This window comes from Halomonas sp. M20 (assembly GCF_020622265.1).
In the GTDB taxonomy this organism is placed as follows: Bacteria; Pseudomonadota; Gammaproteobacteria; order Pseudomonadales; family Halomonadaceae; genus Modicisalibacter.
This window is the reverse complement of sequence record NZ_JACNMQ010000006.1, coordinates 154598-180713: the sequence shown is the minus strand read 5'-3', so window position 1 is coordinate 180713 and position 26116 is coordinate 154598. Positions and strand designations below refer to the sequence as shown.

Below are 26116 nucleotides of genomic sequence, written 5' to 3'. Positions count from 1 at the left end.
CATGGCACGTTATATTGGACCGAAGTGCAAATTGTCTCGTCGCGAGGGTACCGATCTCTTCTTGAAGAGCGGTGTCACTCCTTTCGAGAAAAAATGCAAATCCGAACAGATTCCGGGTGTGCATGGCCAGCGCCGTCAACGTCTTTCCGACTACGGCTTGCAGCTTCGCGAGAAGCAGAAAGTACGACGCATTTATGGCGTACTCGAGAAACAGTTCCGCAACTACTATAAAGAAGCCGCCCGCATGAAAGGGGCGACCGGCGAGTTGCTGCTTCAGTTGCTTGAATCCCGGCTAGACAATGTCGTCTATCGCATGGGCTTTGGATCAACTCGCTCAGAAGCACGTCAGTTGGTCAGCCACAAGGCGATCACGGTGAACGGCAAGCGCGTCAATATTGCCTCTTATCAGGTCAAGCCTGGCGATGTCGTCGCGGTTCGTGAAAAGTCAAAGAATCAGGCACGGATTCAACACGCCCTGCAGCTGGCTGGCCAGCGCGGTGATGTGACCTGGATCGATGTCGACTCCAAGAAGATGGAAGGCACTTTCAAGGCTGTCCCGGAACGCGGCGACTTGTCTGCCGACATCAACGAAAATCTGATCGTCGAGCTGTACTCGAAGTAAACTCATTTGTTTGTGTTTGAAGCCGAGCCTGAACCATCAGGTTCGGCAACCGAGTACCGAGTATCCGTTTGGCAGCCTGAAAGGTGTTCATATGCAGCGTTCAGTAACAGAATTTCTTCGTCCGCGGGATATCAAGGTCGAAGAGATCAATGCACACCACGCTAAAATCGTGCTCGAGCCTTTCGAGCGTGGTTTTGGCCACACTCTGGGTAACGCCCTGCGTCGCATTTTGCTGTCTTCCATGCCCGGTTGTGCCGTGGTGGAAGTCGAAATTGCGGGTGTCGATCACGAATACAGCGCCATCGAAGGTGTTCAGGAAGATGTCATCGAAATTCTCCTGAACCTCAAGGACGTGTCGATCAAGATGCATAGTCGCGATGAGGCTACATTGTCCTTGAACAAGCAAGGGCCTGGCATCGTAACGGCCGGTGATATCGCGACCGATCACGATGTGGATATCGTCAATCCCGATCATGTGATCGCACATATCAATGAGGGCGCTGAGCTCAAGATGCAGCTCAGGATTGCACGGGGTCGTGGATACGAGCCTGCGGATGTGCGTGCTGAAGCTGATGACGAGGCTCGCACCATCGGGCGTCTACAGCTGGATGCCACTTTCAGCCCGGTGCGTCGCGTGTCTTATTCGGTCGAAGCTGCACGTGTCGAGCAACGTACCGATCTCGACAAATTGATTATCGATCTCGAGACCGATGGTACCCTGGAGCCCGAAGAAGCGATTCGGCGCAGTGCTACGATCCTTCAAGAGCAACTGGGGGCATTCGTCGATCTGGAAGTCGATAAAGAACAGGAAAGCGAAGTGGAAGAGGATCATGTCGACCCCATTCTGCTACGCCCCGTGGATGACCTCGAGCTGACGGTTCGCAGTGCCAACTGTCTCAAGGCCGAGAACATCTATTACATCGGCGATCTGATTCAGCGTACCGAGGTGGAGCTGTTGAAGACACCCAACCTCGGCAAGAAGTCCCTGAATGAAATCAAGGACGTGTTGGCAGCTCGTGGCTTGTCACTTGGCATGCGGCTGGAGAACTGGCCCCCTTCTAGCTTGAAGGACGACAAGGCTTCCGCGTGAGCGCCGACTCGAGTCCCCGTTTGGTAAGGAATTGCAACCATGCGTCATCGTAAGAGTGGTCGTCATCTGAATCGTACCAGCTCGCACCGCCAGGCCATGTTCAAGAACATGTGTGTCTCGCTGGTCGAGCATGAGGTCATCAAGACGACTCTGCCCAAGGCCAAGGAACTGCGGCGTCATATTGAGCCGCTGATCACCTTGTCCAAGCAAGACAGTGTCGCCAACAGGCGCTTGGCATTCAGCCGTACGCTTTCCAAGGAAGCGGTGGGTAAGCTCTTCAACGAGCTGGGCCCACGTTATGCCAATCGTCCCGGTGGCTATGTTCGCATTCTCAAGTGTGGCTTTCGTACCGGTGACAATGCGCCCATGGCGTTTGTCGAACTGGTCGATCGCCCTGTGGCCGACGAGGCAGCCGGCGAAGAGTGAGCTTTTCGAACACTTGATGTTCAGCGAAGCAGTATAAAAACCGGCCCACCAGGGCCGGTTTTCTTGTTATGGGGCATTGCCGCTATGCCCCGGTGAAACTGGCGAATGCAGGGCCGGATGCTTGACCGGCCCATTCATGCTAAGAGAACGTGTCAAGCGTTGCTGACGGCAATGTCCTTTGCCCGTGACTTGCTGCCCTTGCCGTCTGACTTGCGCTTCAGCAGCGGCTTGAGGAAACGGCCGGTATGGGATTCCTCCATGTTGGCGACCTGCTCTGGCGTGCCCTCGGCGATAATGCGCCCACCTCCGGAGCCTCCTTCTGGGCCCAGATCTGTCACCCAGTCGGCTGTCTTGATGACATCCAGATTGTGTTCGATGACGATAATGGTATTGCCGTGATCGCGCAGGCGATGAAGCACGGTCAACAACTGGCGAATATCCTCGAAATGGAGCCCCGTCGTTGGCTCATCGAGAATATACAGGGTCTGGCCGGTATCGCGCTTGGCAAGTTCCCTGGCCAGCTTGACTCGCTGCGCTTCGCCGCCGGACAGCGTCGTGGCACTCTGGCCAAGACGTACATAGGAAAGTCCGACATCGATCAAGGTCTGTAGACGCCGCGCAATTACCGGAACAGGGCTGAAGAACTCCAGAGCCTCCTCTACGGTCATCTCCAGCACTTCGTGGATATTCCTGTCCTTGTAGTTGACCTCAAGCGTTTCCCGATTGTAGCGCTTGCCCTTGCACACATCGCAGGGAACGTAGATATCCGGCAAGAAGTGCATCTCGACCTTGATCATGCCCTCGCCCTGGCAAGCCTCACAGCGTCCACCTTTTACGTTGAAGGAAAAACGCCCCGGCTTGTAACCTCTCGAACGTGCTTCTTGAGTGCCGGCAAAGAGTTCACGAATTGGCGTAAAGATGCCGGTGTAGGTAGCCGGGTTGGAGCGTGGCGTGCGACCGATGGGGCTCTGGTCAATATCGATGATCTTGTCGAGCTGATCGAGGCCCTCGATCTTTTTATAGGGTGCCGGTGTAAGAGTCGTGGCACGGTTTAGCTCGCAGGCGGCAATCGGCATCAGGGTCGAGTTGATCAAGGTCGACTTCCCGGACCCAGAGACACCTGTCACGCAAATGAACAAGCCGAGGGGAAGCTCCAGGGTAACGTCTTGCAGATTGTTCCCGGTGGCACCGCTCAAACGCAGCATCTTCTCAGGGTTGCAAGGAATGCGATGAGGGGGAATCTCGATACGCCGTGACCCTGCTAGATACTGGCCGGTAAGAGACTCTTTGCTGTTTTCGATATCGTCCGGTGTGCCCTGGGCCACGACACGGCCGCCATGCACGCCAGCGCCGGGGCCGATATCCAGCACATGATCCGCGGCGCGGATGGCGTCTTCGTCATGCTCGACCACGATGACCGTGTTGCCCAGGTCGCGCAGATGGACAAGCGTCTTGAGCAAGCGATCGTTATCGCGTTGATGAAGGCCGATGGAGGGCTCATCAAGGATATACATGACGCCGACAAGCCCGGCGCCAATCTGACTTGCCAGACGTATGCGCTGGGCTTCGCCACCGGAAAGCGTATCCGCGCTGCGTTCCAGATTGAGATAATCGAGCCCGACATTGACCAGAAACTCCAGGCGCGCATGGATCTCATTGACGATCTTGAGAGCAATCTCGCCTTTACGCCCAGGCAGCGTCAATGACTTGAAATAGTCCCAGGCCTCCCCGATCGGCAGGCGTACCATCTGGGGCAGGGTGTAATCGTCGACGAAGACATGGCGCGACTCTTTTCGTAGTCGACTGCCCTGACACGTCGGGCAGGGCTGCACGGCCAGATACTTGGCGAGATCATCCCGCACCATGTTCGATTCAGTCTCGCGATAGCGCCGCTGCATATTGGGCAGCACACCCTCGAAGGCGTGTTCGCGAGTAACCTTGCGCCCTCGGTCGTTGACATAGCTGAAGGCGATGACGTCATCGCCGCTGCCGTTGAGCACGATATCGCGCTCATGACGTGCAAGGTCGCTCCAGGGCGTTTCCAGTTTGAACCGGTAATGCGCGGCTAGTGCCTGCAGCTGATTGAAGTAGTAAACGCTGCGTCGATCCCAGCCCTTGATCGCCCCTTCAGCCAGGGAGAGTTCGGGATGGCTGATCAGCTTTTCCGCATCGAAGAACTGCTGCGCGCCAAGACCGTCGCAGGTGGGGCAGGCGCCTGCCGGGTTGTTGAAGGAAAACATCCTCGGCTCTAGCTCGGCGATGGAGTAACCGCAGACCGGGCAGGCGAAGCGCGCCGAAAAAGTGATGTCTTCCTGCTCATCGTCCATGAAGTGCACGACAGCGATGCCGTCGGCCAGATTAAGGGCAGTTTCGAAGGATTCGGCCAGACGCTGCTGCAGGTCTTCGCGGACCTTGATACGATCCACTACGACGCTGATATCGTGTTTCTTGTTCTTTTCCAGAGGGGCAATGTCGTCGAGTTCCAATACCTGACCATCGATCATGGCGCGCACGAACCCTTGAGCGCGAAGCTCGCTGATCAGTTGCAGATGCTCACCCTTGCGACCCTTGACGACAGGAGCCATGAGCATCAGCTTGCTGCCTTCGGGGAGGGCCAGTACCTGGTCGACCATCTGAGAGATGGTCTGGGCTTCCAGGTCGGTACCATGCTGTGGGCAGCGTGGTGTACCGGCGCGAGCGAACAGCAGGCGTAGATAATCGTAGATTTCGGTAATCGTGCCGACAGTGGAGCGCGGGTTATGAGACGTGGATTTCTGTTCGATGGAAATTGCAGGTGAGAGCCCTTCGATATGATCCATGTCGGGCTTTTCCATCATCGACAGGAACTGGCGGGCATAGGTGGAAAGCGACTCGACGTAGCGGCGTTGCCCCTCGGCGTAGAGCGTGTCGAAAGCAAGCGACGACTTGCCGGAGCCGGATAGCCCGGTAACCACGATCAACTTGTCCCGCGGCAGTTCGACATCGATGTTCTTGAGGTTGTGAGTGCGTGCACCCCTGACCTGAATCTTGTCCATTACCACCTCGGCAGCGCAAAAGCTCGATTATACGCTTCCCGTATGAAGCGGCAAAACGATGTCGTGCTTTTCCTAATAGCGGTGGTATCGGTAGAATACGGGATCTGCTGCTGGGCCTTTTTCGCCGTGCTTAACGTTCATCGTGCTGCACGGTCCAGCGAACCGCTTTTCATTCAGTATGCGACTTACTCATGACCATTCGTTTGCTTTCTACCGAGCGTCGAGCCATCGTCGGTTTGGCCAGTCTATATGCCACGCGCATGCTTGGACTGTTCATGGTGCTTCCGGTGTTGGCGCTGTATGCCGACGATCTGGCAGGCGCCACGCCGCTACTGGTCGGGCTGGCATTGGGAATCTATGGTCTAACCCAGGCTGCACTGCAGATTCCCTTCGGGTTGCTGTCCGATCGTATCGGGCGCAAGGGGGTGATCGCGGGGGGGCTGGTACTGTTTGCCTTGGGCAGTATTGTCGCTGCAGAGGCAACAACCATTGGCGGCGTCATTGCGGGACGTTGTCTGCAAGGCAGCGGCGCAGTGGCCGGTGCCATCATGGCCTTGCTTGCCGACCAGACCCGAGAAGAAATTCGCACCGCCGCGATGGCGACTATCGGTCTGTCGATCGGTGTGGCTTTTGCGGTGGCCATGGTGCTTGGTCCGTTGATAGCGGCCTCTTTCGGACTTACGGGCGTATTCTGGTTTACCGCCGGGTTGGCCCTGCTGAGTCTGCTGGTGTTGTGGCGACTGGTACCCGCGGCACCGCGGCGGGCGCGTCATCGTGACGTGGGGCTGGATCGTAGTCAGCTGCGAAATACGCTAACGCGCAGCGATCTATTGCGTCTCGATTTCTCGATCTTTGCCTTGCATCTGATCTTGATGGCGGCGTTCGTGGCGGTGCCATTTCGACTGGTCGACGTTGGCATCGAAGCTGCACAGCAAGGCTGGGTCTATCTAGCCGTAATGGGCTTGGCCTTTATCGGCATGGTGCCCTTGGTGATCATTGCCGAAAAGCGCCGGCGCATGCGTGCCGTCTTCATCGGTGCCGTGGCCAGCATGGCGCTGGTGTTGCTGCTGCTCGGGGAGGTGAGTCATCAACGCTGGACATTGATCGCCTTGCTATGGGCCTTTTTTGTCGCTTTCAATCTGCTTGAGGCGACGTTGCCTTCAATGATCAGCAAATTGGCACCGGCGGGAGCCAAGGGAACCGCCATGGGCGTGTATTCCACTAGCCAGTTTCTGGGGGCCTTCCTGGGGGGAGTGCTAGGCGGTGCGCTGTCCCAGCGCTTTGGCTATGATGCGGTGTTTCTAGGGGCGAGCGGGTTCGCTTTGATATGGCTGGCAACCGTCTGGAGGATGCCGGCGCCTCGTCATCTGTCCAGCGAAGTGGTGGCACTGGACTCGACGCATCATGATGACGCCCTGGATACTCTTATGGCCCGCTTTGCAGGCGTGGCTGGCGTCGAGGATGTATTAGTCGTGCCCGAGGAGCGTGTTGCTTATCTCAAGGTGGACCGTCAGTGCCTCGATACTCAAGCATTGGCTCAAGTGCTCGGCACCCCCCAGGATCACAAGGGCGCCTGACGTTAAATCATCTCTTCGTCTCGTAACGCGCGGCGCTCGTGGCATTTGTGTATCATTCGGCAATCATCAAAACTATCGTCCCATCACGTTCTAGGTTGCCTGACGGCCATCGACTCGATCATCCTGATCTCGAACGGAAGCGATGGTCGTCTTGGGTTTCCAATTAATTGATTGTAGAAGGAAAGGTGATTAACCATGGCTAGAGGTGTAAACAAGGTCATTTTTTATCACCCCCCTATGTCTATACCTTTTAATCTACGTCTGTATCTGTCGATGATTAAGATAAAATAGTATCCATGTTCATCTTTCAGATGCTTTCCGCAACCGATGTTTCCTAATTTGCATAAGTGCTCCAGCAACCCTACCTTCTCGAACTGACTAGCGTCGGCCACACTGGTGACCTCTGATCATTGGAGGACGCCATGAACGAACTGACCTCGACGCAGGCCTACTGGCTGAGCCATATGTTACATGCCTCGTCCCGGCAATTGGCGCTGAGCGAGTATGCCGCAGAGCAGCGACTGGTGGCGTCACTGCTGGCCTGGGAGCAGCGTCTCGCAGTGCAAGGTGTGCCGCTACCGTCGCGTCAATGGCCGCGGCGCTTCGTCGCCGACGTAGCCCTCACCACTAGGGTGTCGCCGTCACGCAGGGCGCGCAGGCAGGCCTGCAGCTCGGGGCGCTCTAGCTTGGTGCCGGTGACACGCTCCTCGAAGACCTGCTCACAGCCAGCCTCATCGAGGGCATCACATCACACTGCAGCTCGGGGTTCTGGTACTGTGTGCTGACGCGGGCATAGCCGATGATCAAGTAAGGTCTTCTTGCTGTGTGTTGAGATAGTAGGTGGCTGCATGAAAATCACGGAGCACTTCCGCGGCTGCGGTCAGGTCGGCGATCGTGAAATCAGTCCAGCCAATCAACTTCGAAAGCTACTGGCTCCGTCTCACCACAACTACAGGCATGGCTGCGCCACGTAGATAGCGCATGAAGTCATCCTGAAACAATTCCGGGATGTCTCGAATCCGAACATAAGGCGTTCCTGTTGATGTATGGGGCACTTTGACGTTCGGCTCACCTTCTTCGCGTGGTGCTTGACGCAGCGTGAGTCGACCATCACCCAACGTCTTTTGCATTGCCCAGAGTTCATGCGCAATAGCGAGCATGGCACGAGAAGCATTAGGATCCACAGCTTCTAGCCGTAAGCCGCTCTCTTGCAACTAAGAGGCATGATCATTGAGATCATCAACTAGGATCTGGATGTCATGATCGGAGAAGACAACTATCAGATACTCCTAAGTTATGTGCTATTGAACGTCATGAGAATTCGCCGCATTCGATTTTTTCCAATACCTCGCGTATCGACTGCCACCCTCTAGAAGTGCCGAGCAGATCCACGGGCCGCGAGCCAGATAGCGCCGGCGCCTCGCAGCGAGCGATGTCGCACAGCCTCAGCATCGAGAACATCAGCGACGGGGCGGCCACGTTCTGTCATTTGCTTGATAGCTTCGACCTTAAATTTTTCGGTGTTCCGTTGACGGCTCATAGGACCTCCTGGGTGCCTTCAGTATAAGATCTGGAGGTGACTACGAAACTCGGGACGATTCAGTTTGGAGCCTCTCGGGAATCCCGGTGCTGTTCAGAAGCTACAGACAGGAGTTCTTGATGGTAAGTAGCTCGTCCCGCTAGTTGACTTGGATCTTCGTTGCCGGAGGCAGGAGAGAAGCAGGGTCGCACCCTAGCACGCGGGCGATGCGGTACAGCTTGTCGACCGTGATATTGACCTCACCGCGCTCAATGCGGCCCATATAGCTGCGGTCGATATGGCTGGCCAGAGCCAGAGCATCCTGAGACAGCCCATAGGCCTTTCTCAGGGCCCGAATCCGTTTCCCTAGCGCTTTCGCCAACTGTTCCATAGCTGCCTCGATTCCACTTGAGACAGCACTATCGTGTGTTTACGCATACGCGAACCACGGATTATAATCCGCGGAATTTCTCTTTTCTCCTCGGACTTCCTATGAAACCTACCTCGTTCACTCTCGATAAGTGGATATATGAGCTATTACAGGAAGAAAGATTTGCTCAGTTCACTACTCGTGAAATGCGGGACGCTTATGCCTTACGACTTGAGGGCGTCTCCTATCCGCTCAGTGATGTTCGCCGGTATGTGTATGAGCAGATTCGCCGTATGCTGAAGTCGGGTTGGTTAGTGAAAGCTAATGAGAGCCGCAAGCGGGGACAGGTCTATCATCGACTTCCCATGCCGGAGCATTTGCAACTGAAGCTCATTGACAACGGGTTCAAGACTAGCCTGAAGCCCGGACAGCAAGCGGCGCAAGCGCCGCCGGAACATGCTCAGTCCTCTATGCCATCCACGGCTGAGGTGGATGCATATCAGCGCTTGAACGAAATCTTGGAAAGAATCCGTCTAGATTTTCTGACGTCGACGGGAGAGACAGAGCGCTACAAGCAACTCGTTGATGAAATGCCACACCTTCTGGATCACGTGAAAAGAGAATACCGCGAAGTCAAGGACCGCAGCTTTCGTCTGTTGGGGCACCACCGAGCGGTAGAGAAGGCCCTCAGCAAGTTGCCTTCACTATGACAATGCCAGTACTGCGTTATTGGCAGCGCCGTTGCCCCAAGGCAGCGGTAGGACTCCACTACGTGTGCGGTCCCGAAGAGTAATGGTCTATCTTACGAGCCACTATCGGAGGATGACCCATGGCTCAGATTCTTCATCAACGCGCCATGACCACGCACGCCATCCGAGCAGAAATACAGCGATCGACGGATTCGGTCGCGACGTTGAGCCGTCGCTACGGCATCAATCCAAAAACTGTGCGCAAGTGGCGCAGTCGGGATAGCGTCGAGGATACTCGCATGGGGCCCAAGGCGGCTCGTTCCACGTCGCTGACGCCTCTGGAGGAAGCCGCAGCTGTTACCTTCCGGTAAAAGACCCTGCTGCCTCTCGATGACTGACTTCATGCGCTTCAGCGAGAGATCCCTTCGCTTACCCAATCCCGCCTTTATCAGCGGCACGGCATCAGTCAGCTACCCAAGGCTGGCAACCAGAATCGTGAGAAGAAGCGTTTCAAGCGTTACCCGATGGGCTACCTGCACATCGATATCAGTGAAATCCGTACCGGAGAGGGCAAGGCCTACCTGTTCGTCGCCGTGGATCGCACCTCCAAGTTCGTTCATGCCCAGCTATACCGGAAGATGACGAGGCAAGTCGCCGCTGATTTCCTCGAAGACACGCTGCAGGCCCTGCCTTACCGCGCCCATACGGTGTTGACGGACAACGGGGTACAGTTCGCGAAGAAGGCCGGAACAGAGACCTACAAGCCGCATATCTTCGATGTTGTCTGTTACCGCCACGGCATCGAGCATCGCCTGACGAAGCCCTTCCATCCCTGGACCAACGGGCAAGTGGAACGAATGAACCGCGCCATCAAGAAGGCAACGACTCGGACGTTCCATTACACCTCGCTGGATCAGCTCCAGTCCCACCTGGATGATTACCTATGGGCCTATAACAGTGCCCGGCCACTCAGGGCGCTCAAGGGCAAGACACCGATAGGATTTATCCTTGAGCAGTGGCATAAAGAACCCGAGAGATTTCATTACGACCCGAACCATTACTCTTCGGGACCGCACACCTAGATGGGTTTTGGTTGTCAGGCCATCCTCGCTTCGTCGAAGCGCATAGTTTACCGGTTCCCGAGAGCTCTTTTTACCGTCACTGGCGGCAAAGCGAACCGTTTGAGCCGAGGGGAATCGACCACTTAGATCCCAGACTCAAGAAAGCACTACGGTTTATGCTTACGTTTGCGGCGCAGCCAGAGAGCAGCCACCAGCAGCATGGCAGACACGACAATAACGGGCGATGCAACGACAAGCATTTCCAAATATTTATCCATGACCGCGCTCCTTGGCAAGAAGCTTGAATTTCTTGGCTTTTCGGCATGGGGTCAGAAATTTACCCCTTATCTCGAACCTAGCTATGGCTTTCATGACGCTTGGAGGAAAGACCTGTCCGGCCCACGGCTTAACCGCCAGGCCCTGGCCCGGGAGCAATGAAGGCTTCCGATGTATGCCAGGAAATTAGAAGGGCGGTGTATCCTATTGATCGATCACGGCCAGGATCTTGATCAGTACAAGCGGCTGTGTCGTGACCGACTCTACTTTCCGGGCCCTGCCGCAAGCAACGCCCGAAGCCACCGGCCCGTTGCACGGCCTAATGCGCCACGGGCACGGGAGCTCATTGCCAAAGCCGCATAAGCAGAGCTACTGACCTTCCATAAAAAAGCTAATGAATAGGCGAGGCACGCAAGAGTTGCTTGACCTGCTCACGGCGACGCTTCAGCCATTGGGTGGCATAACGTAGCCACTCACCCAAAGCCAGAGCCGTCGAAAACGCCCGATTGGCACAGCGTCGCTTCAACCAACTCCATACCGCCTCGGCCGGATTCAACTCGGGCGCATACGGAGGAAGCGCTTCCAGGCGCAACCGGCCTTGTACCTCCGGATGGCGCAGCAGATCGCGCACAGCCTGACAGCGATGGACCGGGGCGTTGTCCCAGATGATACGAAGCTTGCCTGGCCAATAACGCAGTAGCGTCTTCAGAAAAGCGACGATGCTTGCGCCGGTGACCGTGTCCGAGGTCCAGTGAAAATAGCTACGTCCTTCGCTCGAGACGGCACCGATGACCAGGTGGCGCGGCGACTGCCCTCGCTTGCCTTTGACGACCGGCGTTTGCCCTATAGGCGCAAAGGTCTTCAGATGATGCGTGCAGAGATGGAAGCTCGACTCATCGACGAAGATCAGCGTTTCATTCTGCGCCTCGGCTTCTTTTTTTTAATTCTGGCCAGAGCTGTTCTCGCCAGTGGTCGATGGTGGCCTCGTCACGCCGACTATCCTGGCGCTTGGGCACTTGCCAGGACCAGCCCCATTGCCTGAACAGGTCGCTGATCGACGAGGTGCTGTAGTGAACGTCGGTCAGCCGCGCGATGGCATCGGCAATGCGCTGCGTTGTCCAGCGCTGATCGTCATAGCCGAAACCTTCTGGTCCCAAGGCTTCGAGCGCTACCAACACCTTGGCCATCTTGTCGGGAGGAAGACGTGGCGGCCGACCGGATCGCGGCTGTGCCTTGAGCGCGTCTTCACCGCCTTCTCGGTCCCGGGCGATCCATTGACTGATAGCTCCTTGAGTGACCTCCAGGCGCTGGGCGACTTCCTGCTGACTCATGCCGTCCTTGACCCATTTGACGGCAAGCGAACGACGATAGGCTTGAGCAAAGTCTTGTAGCATGACGATGACCTGTCAGAGCATGTTCTCGGTCGACAGATGCTTCATTACGAAGTTCCTGTATCGTCAGTAGCGTTACTTTCATTCAAACCGCTGTTCGCGCTCCTCGTCCTCCCGCTGTTCACGCACTCTCTCATGATCGATCCACTCAACCAGTTTTTCAGACACCGATTTAGCAGCCACAGCGATCTCCTCGCTCTCATGCTCAACGAACACACTAATGGCATCCGCTCTAGGTTGCATCACGTTAGATCGACTACCAGAGCATGATGAAGGTGTGACGCGCTCGGCGAATGCCTCCAGAACGGCTTCTGGCTCAGGAGAAGCTTCCAGTAACCTGATCGCTGACTCCGATATCTTAACTGCCCCCTGATCCCCATCCTTTGACCAAAGACTGATACCCGCCGCGACAGGTGCCCACACGCTAGTATCGTTTCTGGAACGACACCACCCAATCAAAACGTCCATATCGATTTTGGCGAGAGGAGAGCGACGCAAGCTACCATGGTGAATAAAGAACAGCCGTCGATGTTGTTCTTTTTCAGTGCCTTTAAAAACGCGATTGAGAAACGCCTCTGGCATCAAAGCGATAGTCGTCTCGATAGCACTTTCGAACGCATGAATGAAGCCATACCGCTCATCAATAACAGTAAAGATAGTTTCCAGCCACTTCAGCTTTTCGGCATCGTTGTCGTCAAAGCGCAACGCGACACTGATGACGCGCTCCATGTTATAATCTATGGATCCGCCAGTATCCCTGTCATCTTTTTGGAGTCTCTGGATCGCTGCTCTTAGACCGACCAGTCGAAGGTCGGAACCAAGTATATCTACAGCGTAATCTTTGCCATGTAGCTTCATGCTTAGAGCATCCAAAACCACATCATCGCCGTTCGGTATACTCAGCAGCTGCTGAGCAAGATAGAGAACACGGTCACTGGACAGATTAGCATACCCGTCACGCCATAAAATTGGACCATACATCCACGGACGTGTGTCAGAATCATCCAGAAGCGACATGCAGCGATCTAAGTCGGTTTCTGTGAACTCCCGCCTTGGGTGCAAGCCGACCAGTACATGTCGAAGTTCAGGGTGCTGTGCGCACTGGTCGAGTAACCCTTGTGCTAGTGCCCGATCAACAGAGTCTACCTCTTCGATAAAACCGGCAAAGACTGCGAAGTTCTTGTTGGATTCAGGCTTATGTTCAAGTTGATCGAAGAGTTGCCGCCAACCAACTCGCAAGTCATGTGCCCCCTTCGCCAACCCTCTTCCAAATGCAGTACAATATGGCATCCAGTCGTTGGAGAAAAGGTTGGGACCCAACTCGTCGAGCTCATGGTCTGATGCTGCGAAGCCCTCACCTAATCGAAGCGCCTTGGTTTCAAGTCGCTTTTCAACTTCGTGATACTTGTTGCTGTCCTTATGATCAAAATCGACGTCTAGCGCCCAATAGTCCTGCTCCTTGCTTAGCACGTATGTCAATATTTCCGGAACCAAGCCCTCGGGCTCCAACTCCCTTTCCAATGCGGCAAGGTTATCTGGCAGCGGCTCGAAATCATCCTTGTCTTTGCGCTTGGTATGGTTGAAATAAATCGTTGACCGGACTGCTTTCCAACCTTCGCCCCAAGGGTGATAATCATGTAGCTTGCGAGCCGCATCGACGAGTTTCTCTCTCATTGCTTTGTGATGCCACATCCCTCGAAATCCGTTCGCAAGGGTCAACCGTGCAGGCCCTTCAAGACCAGGATCGCCAGAGGTCCCCAATCGCACCGCAACGTTGATAAAGGCGCAGCGCCACTCCACAAGTTCATCGTGGTTGGGTTGGAAACCGAAGTCTCTTGGGCGAGCACCAAACTCATTCATCCCAAATCCTGTCCACGGCGGCCCACCCAAGGCAGTCGAGAGCATCCTAAAACCCAGCGACCTACGCCCAGCCACATCTGAAGAAAGGCATTCATTCATAATCCCGATGCGCTGATTTAGAGAGGCATGTGTGCCCGACAAGTATGCCTGGAAAAACTTCGTAATCTTATCTCGAACCGCGTCGTATTTGTTGTTCTCATCTTCGTAGTCTGACACGCGGATTAGTAGCCGGATGCAGCGGTCGAAGGCGCCCGATTCGTATGACAACAACTGCAAAAGATTGAGAATGGTTGTCCGCTGTGGATTGTGAAGCGGCCCCATACCACCAAAATCAGGCGCGGCAAGCTCTGCTTCAATCCTGTCAAGCAGTGCTTCAGGCGCGACCGGGCCGATATAGCCCAGCATTCGTACTGGCATTCCCTCCAGCGCTAATATCCGCCCCAGCAGCCCATCTGGCTGGAGCCAAGCTTCAACGATCTCTTTCGCCACGGGGTTATCGTGCAATAGCCCCAGTCTGTGTGCGAACGACAATAGTAAGCGTTGACGACCGGAGGCTTCAAAGGTCGCCCTGAGTTGATCAACCGGGACACCATCAAGTGCCGAGGCAGCCAGCTTGTTCGCAATGGCATGGGGCAGGATGGCTCTCCAATGTGCCCTCTTCTGCACAATATGACGGTCCAATAGTTTCTTGACTGATCGAAACAATTGGCTATGGGAATGCCCCAAGATCGATCCTAGAACTTCTAACTCGCTATAACTGTCCTCAGGGTTTGAGACCGAGAACGAATAAACCAGAGACAGTATTTCAGCCTGTTCCCGCAGATCTTCGTCCGGATAATTACGCTGCTCAAACAAGCGGTTAAACAACTGCGCATCAGAAAGCTGAGCCAAACTCTCACCTACCTCCACTCTCTCGGCGATTGCTAGGGAAACCCTTGCGTTCCCATCAGCGAACTCTGCTATCCGGCGAGCGTTGTGCTGGCCAATCCCGGGGAACCGACGGATCAGAAGCTGCTCGGCCACCTCCGGCCCAACTGCTTCAATGTGGATTACCTCAGTTGTCTGAGGTTTGTCATCCCTGATGTCATACTCAACGGTTATGAGGCTTACCTCACTGCCTGCAGCTGATACTTTTCTGGCCAATGAAGAGTGAAGTTCTGACGGACAATTATCGAGGATCATGACGGCACGTCGGCCCTCAGCGATAAGTCTGTCCAGCATCGCTGCTGCCGAAGGATCCGGCTCAGCACCAGTATCGACGTACACAGCTAGAGTCCGATCGAGAGCATTTTTGCCGACCGTTTCATCAAAGAGTGCCTGCACAATTCTGGTCTTCCCGACGCCGGATAAACCCGTTATACGAATGGCCTTGAGCGTAGACCTTATGAGGCCACGCATTGGTTCAATGGCATCTTCAATACTGAGCTTCTGGCCCTTCCCTGATGGCAGCATGACCGTCACGCCTGGGGCCGAAATCAATGTATCCTCGACATCTTGAGGTGGATTGCTCCAAGCCCCGTATGGCTGCCAACCTGAGTATCCCTGACCAAGCTTTCCTTTTGTCCACAGCATAATCGACGGATGCTGACGTAGCCATTGAGTCAGCTTCGAGCGGTCATAGAAGTCTAGGTGAATATTTCTGCTGTTGGGATCATCCTTCACAGCTTCTCGCATTGCCTGAAGACGCTTCTCCTTGTTCGGAGGCGAACAATCATCAGCCAAGCTAACGATAATGTAGCCACCCCCCTTCGAAGCCTGCTCTGAGATAGTCGCCGACAGTTCGCCGTCTATGACCATTTCCTGCGTGATCGCGCCTTTTGGCATCGGGTGTTTCTTAGCCTGAATAACCGTATCAGGCTTTTCAATAAATCCGGTGCTTAATGTATCGACTGGAACCTGAACGTGGATATCAATTCCTTCGTCAGGAGCATTGATTGAACCTGACCAGTTCACCCATGCAGGGCTATGGCCATGCGCTGCTACTTCGGCCTCGGCGAGGCGAGCAATCAACTCTTCCAGCTGGGTATCTGACAGCGGGAGTAATTCGTCTTTCTCTATGTCAAAAATTGCCACGATCTCACCTCAGTACAACATCCCATTCTTTTCAGAAATTCAGCCGACATGTATAACGTTACCCACGGAAGCGCTTTTTATAAACGGTTTTCACTAGGCTTTATTCGGAAGATAAAATGTTTTTAATCGGCGGCCCGTTTTGCTCGCTGATATAGCGAATGATCGAAAATAAGCACTGCTCGCTGTTTCTGGCACGACCTGCTGGTGTGTATCGTCAGCCGTCGAAATTTCATTCATCAGTGTTGACTAACATTCCTCAGCTGGCCAAGAGCGAAATCTCGTAATTCCCTCATTAACACCGCCGACAGCACCCGAGCGTAGTGAGCTCTAGCCCCGATAGGACGATGCTACTTGGCCTTGCCACGAGCTTTTTGATTTCAAAGGAGCTGTGAAAACACATGTCCACTCTCTGAATTCCTGTATAGATAAATAGAACTAAAAATTGATGACTCTTGCGAGAGCTCTGTATTTATAGATACGCCTGCCTGATCAATGATTTCTTCAGGCATTGTTAACGGCGTATAAGAACCTACCAGCAATATCCCTTGGCCATAAGATTGCATCAACTGCTTCATGGTTCCTTTGCGATACTTCTTCAAAATCACTTCTTTGACCTGTGAACAGGCTTGTTGGTCAGGCTCAGTTATTAGACCTCTCTTGTACGAAACATGCGTCTTATCTTCAGCAGCATACGACGTAATGCTTTTAGCCCAATCCGCACTTTGAAAAGCATCCGTAATTTCGATCCAACTTCGCTTTCCATCCAAATTTACAATGGCATCAGGTGGATCAGGTCGGTCGATAACCGTGAGATTTATTCCTTGTGCAAGGAGGTAGCCCCCAAAGCTATCCAGAACTGACTTTTCATGTGCTGGCTGTATATCTCTATGCTTCATAGTAACCCTAGCGCATAATAATTATTAGACTACTGGCCTTATGATTGGATTAAGGTTCCGGAACGTTAATCCAGCAAAGGTATCTTGACTACGTTATCGCAAGCCTTTGATTCTTAGGAATCATAAAAAATTCAGCTTTATAACAAAAATCACGTGTCCGCTGCATTTTCCGCAATGGCCGCTCTGGGTCGTGAGCAGCCTTTCTTTCCGCTATCTATCGGCAATCCCACCTCTTTCCTTGAGCCTCAGCTAAAATCCAGCTTTGTCACTATACGCCGCCTCATAACTACCTTATTGCTTTGCCGTTACGCTGGATTGATCAGCGATTCATCCCCCGGCCCGTTCGGCCTGTTCACCTTTGTGCTGACCGGCCAGTGCGTAATCAGCCCAGCATCGATATGATGCACCACGTTGCGTAGCGTCTCCTGGTCAGACAGGTCGGGGTCAAGCCATGGTTCTAAGCTCTCGTCGTCCAAGATCAGTGGCATACGATCGTGCACCTTGTGGGCTGAGCCTCGGGCCGGCTCGGTGATGATTGCACAGCCCAGTGAGCCATCCTCTCGCTCGGTGTAGATCCCTGCGAAGAAGAGCGGCTCGCGATCCTCACGGCAGATAAAGTGAGGTTGTTTGGGTGTAGTGGTCTTGTCCCATTCATACCAGCCATCGGCAGGAATTAGGCAGCGGTGCTTTTGAAACGCTGCCTTGAAATAGCCAGAGGTGGCTACCGTTTCGGCCCGAGCGTTGATCGGCTGGCTCGCCTTGCCTTTTGCCCATCTGGGTTTGTAGCCCCACCACAGTTCCTCCACGTGCGGCGGCTCATCTTCCGAGAGCCGGCGTATCGCTGTGATCCACGTGCCAGGCGGTACGTTGTAGCGCGGTGTCAGCTCTTCACTGATGGTCGGCGCACCCGCCTTGGTTGCGAACTTGGGATAGGCGCTGTAAAGCGCAAAACGTCCGCACATGTACGACTTCTCCTGACGAAGGTTTACTACAGCATGAGCAGTAACGCCTGGCTCGGCAAACCACGGTGATACACGTACCGCTTGACCTGACTCACCACCCCACGCAGACCCGCTCAGCGCCCCGGCATCACGCACCCTCTTTTCCCAAGATGCTATCAGTTGTGCAAGCCACTGATCGTTTATCAAGCTATTGAAGGCGACATTTGCCCTTCGACTAGCATCCTCGAAGAACAGCTGTCGTCATATCAGCAGTGGTTTTGCCCAGCAGACACGTTCGGGATTCCGTTGTCATTGCAACAAATGGAACCTCCTTGGTGACATCAGTACAAGAGCTAAAAGCGTCTACGAGATTCGAAGGGATTCGCCTCACCGCATCCGCACAACCGGCAATTCTTCCCAGCTGGTTGTGTATCGTGGCGTACGGTGCTGGCACCTCAACGCCCAGGCAGCATTCTTTCGGGGCTTGCCGATGCTTATCGCATTGCGACCATGCTCGCGATTGATACGATCCACCACACTCATCAGCTTTTCACTGCGCTCGCGGTCAGCATTACCCTGCTTCGCATCGAACAAGTCGTGCTGTAGGGTCTTTTTGTCCGCCAAATCGAGCATCATGACGCCGCACTTCATGAACGCGTACCCGGGACGATAGAGACAATCAAGCGCGCGCTGAGCGGTGCCGACGATGATCCGACTGTCGTCACTCGCACGCGGTAGCGGCACGACCAGGCTGGGATTGTACTGATGCAGCTCGAGGCGGTGACAATTCGTCTTGAGAAAGACCATCAGCGCCCGCGCAACCGACCCCTGACGACGCAGCTTCTCGGCACCACGGCTGGCATGCACGCGCACGGCCTCACGCAGATCTGCTCGGTCGCCGGTGAGCCGTCCAAACGAGCGACTGGTCATGATGTTGTCTTTCGGCTTGCTCATCTCGTCGATCTCAATGCAATCGACACCACGCAGCTCCCATACGGTGCGCTCCATGACAACAGAAAACTGGCGTCGAAGCCGCTTTGGATCAGCGTTGCGCAAGTCCCAGGCAGAGCGGATGCCCAGGTTGTCGAGCTTCATACCGGTACGACTGGCCACGCCCCATAAATCAGTCGTGGGGGTACGTTCCAGTATGTGACGCGTTATCGCGGAATCGGGCGCTAGTACGCAGACGCCTTCATAGGCTGCCTGCTTTTTGGCAATTCGATTGGCAAGTTTGGCCCTATACTACAGAGCATACTCTTGTTCACTGATGATGCTGTAGCACAGTCATCGGACACGTGCAGGTAGCATCAGTGTGTCTTGCCCTGGGAGGTAACCTCTCATGCCGGTTTATCGGGTCCTGCGTGCCGAAGGGGCCTTTCCCTTTCATGTGGTGGATCGCGATGGGTTACCGCACCCAGAGCTGACCCTCTATGCCTGCCTATCCGTGCGTCACCATGCATCGCTGACTGCAAGAGCCTACACGAGGGAAGTTGTCTCCTTTGCTTCATGGGCGACAGATCATCCCGTCGTGATTCGACAGGGTTGGCAGTTGCTGGGGCCACCTGCTCAGGTGCGCGCACTGTTGGCTTTCTTCCTCGCTTCGGAAATGAAGTGCATCGTGGCGTTGGGTCGAGATCGCGGTGGATTCGAAACCCGTCGAATCGAACCGACTTGGCAGACTGGCCGGCGCCTGGAACGGCTTCTGGCGGCGTTGAGATCGTTCTACACGGTACTGCATGAGCACGGTCGCTATCGCCATGGCAATCCTATGGATGCCGACGGTGCCCGCCGTTACATTGAGGAGGAGCGCCGCCGGCAACTCCAAGCGTTTGTCGATGCCCACGGTCGAATGCCCATGCCGGCCGACAGTGGCGTGGACGGCGTTCGAGAGATGCGTCTTTCCGCCAGTTACTTCCGGCTGAAAGGAAATCAATGGTTGCCCGAGATCCTGGATGAACCGGCCCTGATGAACAGGGTCATGTCAGCTGGTGAGCAGTGGGGGTGGACACTACGCGAAACTGGCCTGGTACGTATCCTCTTTGATACCGGCTGTCGTGTCCATGAGGCGTGTCAACTCAGCGTGGCGGACTGGGTACAGAGCGGTTTTATGCGCGAGATGCTGTCGATCAGCAAGGGAAGTCATGGACGCCGAGTGAAACGGCTTTTCATTACCGACCGCACGGTCAAGGTCTTGCGACGATATGTGGACGAGCAGCGTGCTCGGCTAGATCCCCGAGGGTGCGGGCTTACGGAACTCGCTGAACTGCCTGTGGAAACTCTGCATCACCTTCCGCTGTTTCTGACTCGCCACGGCACATCTCTGAGCCCGGACCACTTCCGCCGCAACTATTGGACGCCGGCGCTCGACGCCGCAGGACTGCAGCTGCGTTGTCATCAGGTCCGTCACTGGTTCGTGACACAGGCGCTCAACGACATCCACCAGCGTGCCCGCTCAGCCGAGGAACTGCAGAGCCTGCGGGGTGCCCTGCGTGAGCTCATGGCCTGGAAAAGCGATATGCTGCCGATCTATGACCAGGCTATCCGCCGGCATGACCTGCCGGATCTGGCTCATCGCATTCATGCTCGCATCGAACGTGAGCACCGGCATGATCGCGCTCGCCGCTCCCAACCGACTCCTCACCCCGAGTCACTTACCGAGAGCCAGCGAATGTTAGATGAGATGCTGAAACCATGATGCCGTCGGCCCGACAACACCGTGCTGATCCGGAGCGTCGACGGCTTACGATACGTACCGAGCTTGATCGTCGGCGCGAGCTGGGTGTGGCCTTCGTGAACCGAGAGGTGATGACGGTTACCGGCTACGATCGCAAGACGATCAGTGGCGTTACCCAGCGTTATGTTAGTGAGCTGGCAGCGGAGTTGTTGGAGACGGTGGTTGAGGACCGAGAGGCTTATGAACGCTGGGTACGTGACTACCGCACCTTTCGCCCCTTTATCACACGCACGGAGAGCGGGCCGGCGCTGTTCCGGCGCTTTGTGCGGCTGGTCATCGAACAGCTGCATCGCGAGAACGCGTTGATGACGGTGAACGCAGTTGAAACCATTACTGGGGGGAGGAAACGGATCCTCAATGAGGAGCTGGTTATCTGGGAACAGGAGACCGGCCATCAGGTAGCGCGCACGGTTGCTTGGAAATCCCTCGATACTTCTGGGGCTACCGTCCTCGTGGGCGAAAACCATACGCTGAATCGGCGAAACGAATCGATCAAGGCGGAACTGGACCGTCGCCGCCAGATCGGAACGCCTTTCAAACTCATCGACATCAGCAGGTGCTTAGGATTCAGCGTAGCCACCGTGTCGGGGTATTCGCGCCATTACGTGGCGGCATTGGCCGATGAGCTCCTGAGCGCCCCGGTCGACAGTCGTGAGGCCTATGAAAGCTGGCGTCGGGACTTCAATACCTTTCGCTATTCGCTTCCCAATACGCGGCGCTCACGTGAAGTGCTCACGCGGCTCACACGTCTGACCATTGAGCACCTACACCGAGAGGGATATACGGTGGCGTACAGCGAGGTCTTGAGGCTTTCTGGACACAACGTCTCCCGCATAAAACAAGAAATTCGGCGCTGGGAAGAAGAAACGGGGCATCGAGCTAGTCCGCTGCGAGTATGGAAGGAAATCACTCTGGAAATGGTGCTCGACAGTGTATCGCCGGCACTCCATCACCTGCCGTTGACCTTTCTAGAATCACCGACCATGGGACGGCCCTTCAATGATTCTCAACGACGGATGATTCACTCCATTTCGCAGCCGAAACTACGAGATGTGGCCTTCTTCGTCATGACCTTTGCCGATGGCAATCGGCGCAACGACATCACCTTCTTCGCCAATATGTCGCGCTACCTGACACGGTTGAAGCTACCGGATATCGACGCACTGGACCCCGAGGTGTTCTATCGACGATATCATGATGGCGAGATATTGCCGGAAGAGGGCACACCCAAACGTGGCCGGTTCCTGCAGACTTACTTTCGCCTACTGCGCAAGCAAGAGGACTATCTACTCCGGTTGACACCTAAGCAGCGCCGGGCCGTAGTGCCTTGGAAACTCATTGGCCTGAAGGATGATCACTTCTGGCACCGCTCCACCCTCCACCGAGATGTGAGAACCGACCAACGGATGCGTCGCAAGGCAGCGACCGCCGTTGTACACGATCGATTCTATCTGCTTCGTGATGTGGCCGAGCGTCGATGCATTCAGGTCGAGCGCCTGCATACAGCCTTTCAGGATGCCATGGCCCATCATGAACGGGAGGGGGAGGCCTTACCGATGTCATTCTCGATCACCGATGAAACGGTATCGACATCAGGCCGTACTCGATCGACACAGCAGCATTTCAGGCTTTGGGATGCAGCAACATTGCGTTCTGTGCATGAGCCCGTGGCAGAAGACTTCTATTACCATCAGGATCAGCGTCAGCGTATACGTGCGACGATATGTGACCAGGCACGTTACTTCCTAAGCTATGAGGGTGGCCATGCTTGCGATGATGCCACTTTGATAGAGCCCTACTGGTTCATCGAACTGCTGCAGGCCAATGTACTGAAGTCTCAAGTTACTGATTCTGACTTTCTGACGCATAACGGCTACTCAAAGGGGGCGTTCCAACTTCCCCCTCACTCAACTTGGGGGCTGTCTACATCCCATTGGTTGGAGCGTGTCTCGCGAGACCTGGGAATGCTCTTTATTCCACTCGATGCGCTCAAGCTAGCCGCTCTTGTCGGGTATGCGGCCATTCAGATCATGACCAAGACCGGGGCTCGCATGAACGAGTTCCTGCAGATCAGATTGAGTCCAGAGCACTTATCACGGGTGCTGCTCGCCAAGGATCGTGAAGCGATCGCCTTTCGCGCGATCCCCAAGGGACGCCGTGCAGAAGAACCATACTATATTGACGAGCGCTGCATGAAGGCGCTACACGCCTGGTGGAAGTTCCAGCGTGATCGGGGGCAGGATCTGGAGACCATCCCGCCTACCAGAAGCTTGCGGCATAAGCTTCGAGCGGCGTCCTACCTATGGCAACATGCCGGAAGGCATTTCAGTCATAAGGATGTCAATGCGACGATGTCTATCATGTTGCACGGTATCTCGTTGCAAACTGCTGCCGGTGAGGCCGTGCGGGTCACTTCTCACCTGCTGCGTCACGGGTTTGCCACCGAGATGCGGGCATTGAACACGCCCGTGGATGTGATCGCACTCCTCATGAAGCAGCGAGATGTGCGAGTGACCGAGTACTATTCCCAGCCGACGCCGGCCAGGCTAATGGAGTTGCAACAAAAGATCTTTGAAAGTCGTGTGGATCTGTCCCGTACCCATGTGCGATCCCCGGGGCAGATCCGGCGGCAAATCGAAGCCGCACAGGAGCAGGTGGGCGCACTGATCCCGGTTATCGGTGGACGGTGCACCGTGGCCAGTCAGTGTCCCATCAAGTTCGCCTGCATCGGCTGTGCCGGGAATGCGCCCGACTGGCACAAGCGTGACCAAGTCATCGTCTACCGGCAGGCCTGTGCGCAGATGGCGGAGATGGCAGAAGCACAGAACCTGCCCGCCGAAGGGCGCAAGGCAAAGGAATCCATGGCGAGCTGTGACGATGTGTTGGCCGAGATGGAACTGCTGGAGCGAGCTGATCAGGCGGCTGCCGATCCCGTCATACTGACCATCGGGAGGAAGGAGAAATGACACGACGATCCAGTAAGGCGCGTCCAGAGGCTGCGATGGCCGGTTTGAAACGCAGTCATCAGCAGCGACGCAATCGAAGCGTCACGATCGTGCGTCGAGCGATCAGTCGGTTGCAGGAGATCGGCAGTCCCGTGACGCTGGGACGAATTGCGAGAATATCGCGCGATCTCTCCGACACGGGAATGGGTATCTCCGAGTCCACCATTCTGCGAAATCTTGAATGCCGTCAATTATACGAAGAAGCCGCCCAACCCGTTCGTCAGCGGCGTGTCGTTGGTCGGCCGCTTGCTCGCGAGGTGGAAAAGCCCACCGACGTGGAGCGGCGACGTATGCATTATTTGATGCGCCAAACCAAAGCTGAGCTGGCCGCTCGCATTATCGCTGTTGAGCGAGAGTTGGTGTGCTCGGAAAAGTCGAATGGAGTCCTTCGCGACCGGATTCTCCGGGAAAAATTTGGCCAATAATCACCTTTTCAATTCCTAGCCCCACAGCTACTCACTTTGCGTCGGAAACGGAGCTCCCTCGCTTTCTTCCGCCTGATGGCGTCGTTGCTCCGGTGTCCATAACGTCTTGAGGTAATTCACTACGGAGCGGATCTCGGCTGGGGCTAGGGCATCCTCGAAGGCCGGCATCGTCAGTCGTTCGGTCTTGTTCCAGGGGTCACGCCATCCCTCGGCGACGATCCGGTAGAGCATAGCATCGGAGTGCTTCCAGGTATGGCCCTCCGGCCCATGAGGAGGAGCCGGCAGTTCGCCCTGGGCATTCTGGCGCTCCCAGTTCGGCATGCCCTCTCCCTGGCGGCCGTGGCAACTGGCACAATACTGCTGGTAGATGCTTTCTCCCTCTTCCAGCCGAGAGGTATCGCTTGAAGAGGGGCTTCCCTCCGCCATGGCCTGCCCCGCAGCACTGAGCAGCAGCCAGGTTGTGGCGAGGAACCAGCGCCTAAGCATCGGGGGGTGTCCAGGTTTGGCCCCGATCATCGCTACGCAGGAGCTCCCCCTCGCGATTCAGGCCATAGAGCGTTCCTGCAGGAGAATGAGCGAGCGCGACGAGCGCCGGGCTGTCACCTGTCACTGACTGCCATTCCTGGCCACCATTGTCGCTGCGCCACAGGCCTTGCTCCGTGGCGACATAGACGCGCTCTGGAGCGTCGAGGTCGTAGGCCACATCGTAGACCCTGCCGGCATCGAGCTCGCCGGTCGGTCGCCAGCCGCAGAAGCAGTCCATCGACAGGCGTACCGCATCGTCGGACACCGCATAGAGCCAGCCGGTCTGCATGCTGCCTTCCATATCGGAGTGGACGAGCCGGCGAACGGGCTGGGCAGGACCGCTATCCATCTTCTTCCAGGTCGTGCCGGCATCCTCGCTTTGATAGAGGCCATCGTCGGCGATCACCGCATAGAGGGTCTCGGCCTGCTGACGGTGGGTGGCCAAGGCGATAACGTTCTCACTGGGCAAGTCCTCGTCGAGCTCCTGCCAAGTCTTCCCATGATCGGTGCTGCGCTGCACCCCGATTGACGGGCCGGCGATATAGAGCGTCTGTTCGGCGGTTGCCGGTACCGATGCCGTGACCCACTGGCCTTCTTTCACGGCTTCCGGCAAGGGGAGTTCTTGCCAGGTCTCGCCGCGGTCCGTGCTCTTGAAGAGCTGGTTGGCCTGCGCCTTGATCAGTCGTTCGCCCGTACGGTCATAACTCAGCGACGGCAATGCCTCTTCGGCAGCCCCGGCCACACCGGCGATGCCCAGGCTGGCCACGACCCAGCTCGTCAATAACAGGGTACGCCAGAAGCGACTTGCGGGATTATTCATATCAGTGATTCCTCGAATAACGGCTAGCCAATGCTGCCTAGCGCAGGGAAGGTGCGTAATAACCAATAGGACAGCTCGGTCAGTTGCCCGGTGATCATCAAGATGCCCATCAGGATCATGAGCAGGCCGGCAGCCATATGCATGACCCGGCCCCAGCGGCGCAGGAATTGCTGGTGGTGCAAGAAACGGTCGAGCGAAACGGCAGTCAGCAGAAATGGCACGCCAAGGCCTAGCGAGTAAATTCCCAGTAACGCCAGTCCGCTTGAAATATTGGCCGTCGAAGCGCTAACGGTAAGGATGGCACCCAAGATCGGACCAATACAGGGCGTCCAGCCGAAGGCGAACGCCACGCCGAGTAAATAAGCCGCACCGCGCCCGCCGCCATTTTCCGTGAGCTTGTCGATAAACCGCCATTCTCGCTGTAACCAGTGCAGCGGGATGAGCCCGGTCATGAAGGCACCGAACAGGATGACGATGAGACCGCCGACCAGGTTCGCCTCCTGGCGATAGACCAGCAGTAGGCGACCGATGGCCGTGGCACTGGCCCCCAGCATCAAAAATACCGTGGAGAAGCCCAGCACGAACCATAGCGACTGGGTCAACACCCGGAGCCGCTCGCGCCGGTCCGCTTCCCGTATCTGCCCAAGCGATCGCCCGGCCACGAATGAGAGATAGCCAGGCACGAGCGGCAAGACGCAGGGTGAAATGAACGAAATCAAGCCCGCCAGAAAGGCCGTCGCCAGGCCGATATTGGCAATCTCCAGCATCCCTCCTTATCCCG

General features: G+C 55.8%; 21 protein-coding genes and 3 pseudogenes. 9 read left to right on the top strand and 15 right to left on the bottom strand.

Annotated features, from left to right (window positions below; translation table 11 throughout):
- Position 1: 1 nt before the first annotated feature.
- From rpsD to rplQ, 3 genes are all read left to right on the top strand, one after another.
- Positions 2-622, top strand: a complete 621-nt coding sequence (gene rpsD / locus H7850_RS15275; RefSeq protein WP_227370350.1) for a 30S ribosomal protein S4 — start codon at positions 2-4, stop codon at positions 620-622.
- A 91-nt stretch (positions 623-713) separates the two neighbouring features.
- Positions 714-1712 carry a DNA-directed RNA polymerase subunit alpha gene (locus tag H7850_RS15270; RefSeq protein WP_227370349.1) on the top strand — a complete coding sequence of 333 codons (999 nt, stop codon included), beginning with the start codon at positions 714-716 and terminating at the stop codon, positions 1710-1712.
- Positions 1713-1751: 39 nt separating this feature from the next.
- Positions 1752-2138 carry a 50S ribosomal protein L17 gene (gene rplQ / locus H7850_RS15265; protein WP_227370348.1) on the top strand — a complete coding sequence of 129 codons (387 nt, stop codon included), beginning with the start codon at positions 1752-1754 and terminating at the stop codon, positions 2136-2138.
- A 152-nt stretch (positions 2139-2290) separates the two neighbouring features.
- Here the strand turns inward: rplQ and uvrA are convergent, their stop codons facing one another.
- Positions 2291-5173, bottom strand: a complete 2883-nt coding sequence (gene uvrA, locus H7850_RS15260) for an excinuclease ABC subunit UvrA (protein ID WP_227370347.1) — start codon at positions 5171-5173, stop codon at positions 2291-2293.
- A gap of 191 nt (positions 5174-5364) precedes the next feature.
- Between uvrA and H7850_RS15255 the strand changes: the two genes are divergently transcribed.
- The gene (locus H7850_RS15255; RefSeq protein WP_227370346.1) at positions 5365-6750 is read left to right on the top strand and encodes an MFS transporter; all 1386 of its coding nucleotides are present in this window, start codon (positions 5365-5367) and stop codon (positions 6748-6750) included.
- A gap of 622 nt (positions 6751-7372) precedes the next feature.
- Here the strand turns inward: H7850_RS15255 and H7850_RS18275 are convergent.
- From H7850_RS18275 to H7850_RS15240, 4 genes and pseudogenes are all read right to left on the bottom strand, one after another.
- Positions 7373-7557, bottom strand: a pseudogene (locus tag H7850_RS18275) (recombinase family protein); the annotation flags it as partial.
- A gap of 504 nt (positions 7558-8061) precedes the next feature.
- On the bottom strand, positions 8062-8229 hold the full coding sequence (locus H7850_RS15245) for a hypothetical protein (protein WP_413614166.1): 168 nt from the start codon (positions 8227-8229) through the stop codon (positions 8062-8064).
- A pseudogene (locus tag H7850_RS18360) lies at positions 8174-8290 on the bottom strand (IS3 family transposase); the annotation flags it as partial. The pseudogene H7850_RS18360 and the gene H7850_RS15245, both read right to left, overlap by 56 nt.
- A 139-nt stretch (positions 8291-8429) precedes the next feature.
- A complete protein-coding gene (locus tag H7850_RS15240) occupies positions 8430-8660 on the bottom strand; it encodes a helix-turn-helix domain-containing protein (protein ID WP_072824412.1) in 231 nt (76 codons plus the stop codon).
- Between the two features lie 101 nt (positions 8661-8761).
- Here H7850_RS15240 and H7850_RS15235 point away from each other — a divergent pair, with 101 nt between their 5' ends.
- Both H7850_RS15235 and H7850_RS15230 read left to right on the top strand, forming a co-directional pair.
- The gene (locus H7850_RS15235; RefSeq protein WP_072824414.1) at positions 8762-9349 is read left to right on the top strand and encodes a hypothetical protein; all 588 of its coding nucleotides are present in this window, start codon (positions 8762-8764) and stop codon (positions 9347-9349) included.
- Between the two features lie 119 nt (positions 9350-9468).
- Positions 9469-10410, top strand: a pseudogene (locus H7850_RS15230) (IS481 family transposase).
- Positions 10411-10556: 146 nt separating this feature from the next.
- Here the strand turns inward: H7850_RS15230 and H7850_RS15225 are convergent.
- The 7 genes from H7850_RS15225 to H7850_RS15200 all read right to left on the bottom strand — a co-directional run bounded on the left by H7850_RS15225 (position 10557) and on the right by H7850_RS15200 (position 18939).
- A complete protein-coding gene (locus H7850_RS15225) occupies positions 10557-10667 on the bottom strand; it encodes an LPXTG cell wall anchor domain-containing protein (RefSeq protein WP_139249146.1) in 111 nt (36 codons plus the stop codon).
- Positions 10668-11056: 389 nt separating this feature from the next.
- Positions 11057-11572 carry an IS630 family transposase gene (locus tag H7850_RS18170; RefSeq protein WP_298380635.1) on the bottom strand — a complete coding sequence of 172 codons (516 nt, stop codon included), beginning with the start codon at positions 11570-11572 and terminating at the stop codon, positions 11057-11059.
- Positions 11573-11579: 7 nt separating this feature from the next.
- Entirely contained in the window at positions 11580-12059 is a 480-nt protein-coding gene (locus H7850_RS18165) for an IS630 family transposase (RefSeq protein ID WP_084671678.1), read from the bottom strand.
- Positions 12060-12137: 78 nt separating this feature from the next.
- On the bottom strand, positions 12138-15989 hold the full coding sequence (locus tag H7850_RS15215) for a hypothetical protein (RefSeq protein WP_072824418.1): 3852 nt from the start codon (positions 15987-15989) through the stop codon (positions 12138-12140).
- 377 nt (positions 15990-16366) lie between these two features.
- Positions 16367-16885, bottom strand: coding sequence for a hypothetical protein (locus H7850_RS15210; protein WP_139249147.1), 519 nt, complete (start codon positions 16883-16885; stop codon positions 16367-16369).
- Between the two features lie 305 nt (positions 16886-17190).
- Entirely contained in the window at positions 17191-17847 is a 657-nt protein-coding gene (locus H7850_RS15205) for an SOS response-associated peptidase (protein WP_072824420.1), read from the bottom strand.
- Between the two features lie 366 nt (positions 17848-18213).
- The gene (locus H7850_RS15200) at positions 18214-18939 is read right to left on the bottom strand and encodes a DUF4113 domain-containing protein (protein WP_227370345.1); all 726 of its coding nucleotides are present in this window, start codon (positions 18937-18939) and stop codon (positions 18214-18216) included.
- 226 nt (positions 18940-19165) lie between these two features.
- Between H7850_RS15200 and H7850_RS15195 the strand changes: the two genes are divergently transcribed.
- From H7850_RS15195 to H7850_RS15185, 3 genes are read left to right on the top strand one after another with little or no spacing between them, the layout of a single operon-like run.
- A complete protein-coding gene (locus tag H7850_RS15195) occupies positions 19166-20521 on the top strand; it encodes a site-specific integrase (RefSeq protein ID WP_072824425.1) in 1356 nt (451 codons plus the stop codon).
- Entirely contained in the window at positions 20518-23526 is a 3009-nt protein-coding gene (locus H7850_RS15190; protein WP_084671681.1) for a site-specific integrase, read from the top strand. The genes H7850_RS15195 and H7850_RS15190 overlap by 4 nt, the downstream gene beginning before the upstream one ends.
- Complete coding sequence (locus H7850_RS15185; RefSeq protein WP_139249148.1) at positions 23523-23990, top strand: hypothetical protein; 468 nt, start codon at positions 23523-23525, stop codon at positions 23988-23990. The genes H7850_RS15190 and H7850_RS15185 overlap by 4 nt, the downstream gene beginning before the upstream one ends.
- A 27-nt stretch (positions 23991-24017) precedes the next feature.
- On the opposite strand, the gene H7850_RS15180 is transcribed toward H7850_RS15185, so the two are convergent.
- From H7850_RS15180 to H7850_RS15170, 3 genes are read right to left on the bottom strand one after another with little or no spacing between them, the layout of a single operon-like run.
- Positions 24018-24476, bottom strand: coding sequence for a c-type cytochrome (locus H7850_RS15180; RefSeq protein WP_072824429.1), 459 nt, complete (start codon positions 24474-24476; stop codon positions 24018-24020).
- Positions 24469-25335 carry a WD40/YVTN/BNR-like repeat-containing protein gene (locus tag H7850_RS15175; protein WP_072824431.1) on the bottom strand — a complete coding sequence of 289 codons (867 nt, stop codon included), beginning with the start codon at positions 25333-25335 and terminating at the stop codon, positions 24469-24471. The genes H7850_RS15180 and H7850_RS15175 overlap by 8 nt, the downstream gene beginning before the upstream one ends.
- 23 nt (positions 25336-25358) lie before the next feature.
- Positions 25359-26102 carry a cytochrome c biogenesis CcdA family protein gene (locus H7850_RS15170; RefSeq protein WP_175546990.1) on the bottom strand — a complete coding sequence of 248 codons (744 nt, stop codon included), beginning with the start codon at positions 26100-26102 and terminating at the stop codon, positions 25359-25361.
- Positions 26103-26116 lie beyond the last annotated feature (14 nt).

Excerpts from the sequence above, each read along its gene's own strand:
- H7850_RS15190 (WP_084671681.1), top strand. The coding sequence starts at position 20,518 with ATGATGCCGTCGGCCCGACAACACCGTGCTGATCCGGAGCGTCGACGG.
- uvrA (WP_227370347.1), bottom strand. The coding sequence starts at position 5,173 with ATGGACAAGATTCAGGTCAGGGGTGCACGCACTCACAACCTCAAGAAC.
- H7850_RS15205 (WP_072824420.1), bottom strand. The coding sequence starts at position 17,847 with ATGTGCGGACGTTTTGCGCTTTACAGCGCCTATCCCAAGTTCGCAACC.
- H7850_RS15210 (WP_139249147.1), bottom strand. The coding sequence starts at position 16,885 with ATGAAGCATAGAGATATACAGCCAGCACATGAAAAGTCAGTTCTGGAT.
- rpsD (WP_227370350.1), top strand. The coding sequence starts at position 2 with ATGGCACGTTATATTGGACCGAAGTGCAAATTGTCTCGTCGCGAGGGT.
- H7850_RS15235 (WP_072824414.1), top strand. The coding sequence starts at position 8,762 with ATGAAACCTACCTCGTTCACTCTCGATAAGTGGATATATGAGCTATTA.
- rplQ (WP_227370348.1), top strand. The coding sequence starts at position 1,752 with ATGCGTCATCGTAAGAGTGGTCGTCATCTGAATCGTACCAGCTCGCAC.
- H7850_RS15240 (WP_072824412.1), bottom strand. The coding sequence starts at position 8,660 with ATGGAACAGTTGGCGAAAGCGCTAGGGAAACGGATTCGGGCCCTGAGA.
- H7850_RS18165 (WP_084671678.1), bottom strand. The coding sequence starts at position 12,059 with ATGCTACAAGACTTTGCTCAAGCCTATCGTCGTTCGCTTGCCGTCAAA.
- H7850_RS15185 (WP_139249148.1), top strand. The coding sequence starts at position 23,523 with ATGACACGACGATCCAGTAAGGCGCGTCCAGAGGCTGCGATGGCCGGT.
- H7850_RS15255 (WP_227370346.1), top strand. The coding sequence starts at position 5,365 with ATGACCATTCGTTTGCTTTCTACCGAGCGTCGAGCCATCGTCGGTTTG.
- H7850_RS15225 (WP_139249146.1), bottom strand. The coding sequence starts at position 10,667 with ATGGATAAATATTTGGAAATGCTTGTCGTTGCATCGCCCGTTATTGTC.
- H7850_RS15195 (WP_072824425.1), top strand. The coding sequence starts at position 19,166 with ATGCCGGTTTATCGGGTCCTGCGTGCCGAAGGGGCCTTTCCCTTTCAT.
- H7850_RS15180 (WP_072824429.1), bottom strand. The coding sequence starts at position 24,476 with ATGCTTAGGCGCTGGTTCCTCGCCACAACCTGGCTGCTGCTCAGTGCT.
- H7850_RS15270 (WP_227370349.1), top strand. The coding sequence starts at position 714 with ATGCAGCGTTCAGTAACAGAATTTCTTCGTCCGCGGGATATCAAGGTC.
- H7850_RS15175 (WP_072824431.1), bottom strand. The coding sequence starts at position 25,335 with ATGAATAATCCCGCAAGTCGCTTCTGGCGTACCCTGTTATTGACGAGC.
- H7850_RS15170 (WP_175546990.1), bottom strand. The coding sequence starts at position 26,102 with ATGCTGGAGATTGCCAATATCGGCCTGGCGACGGCCTTTCTGGCGGGC.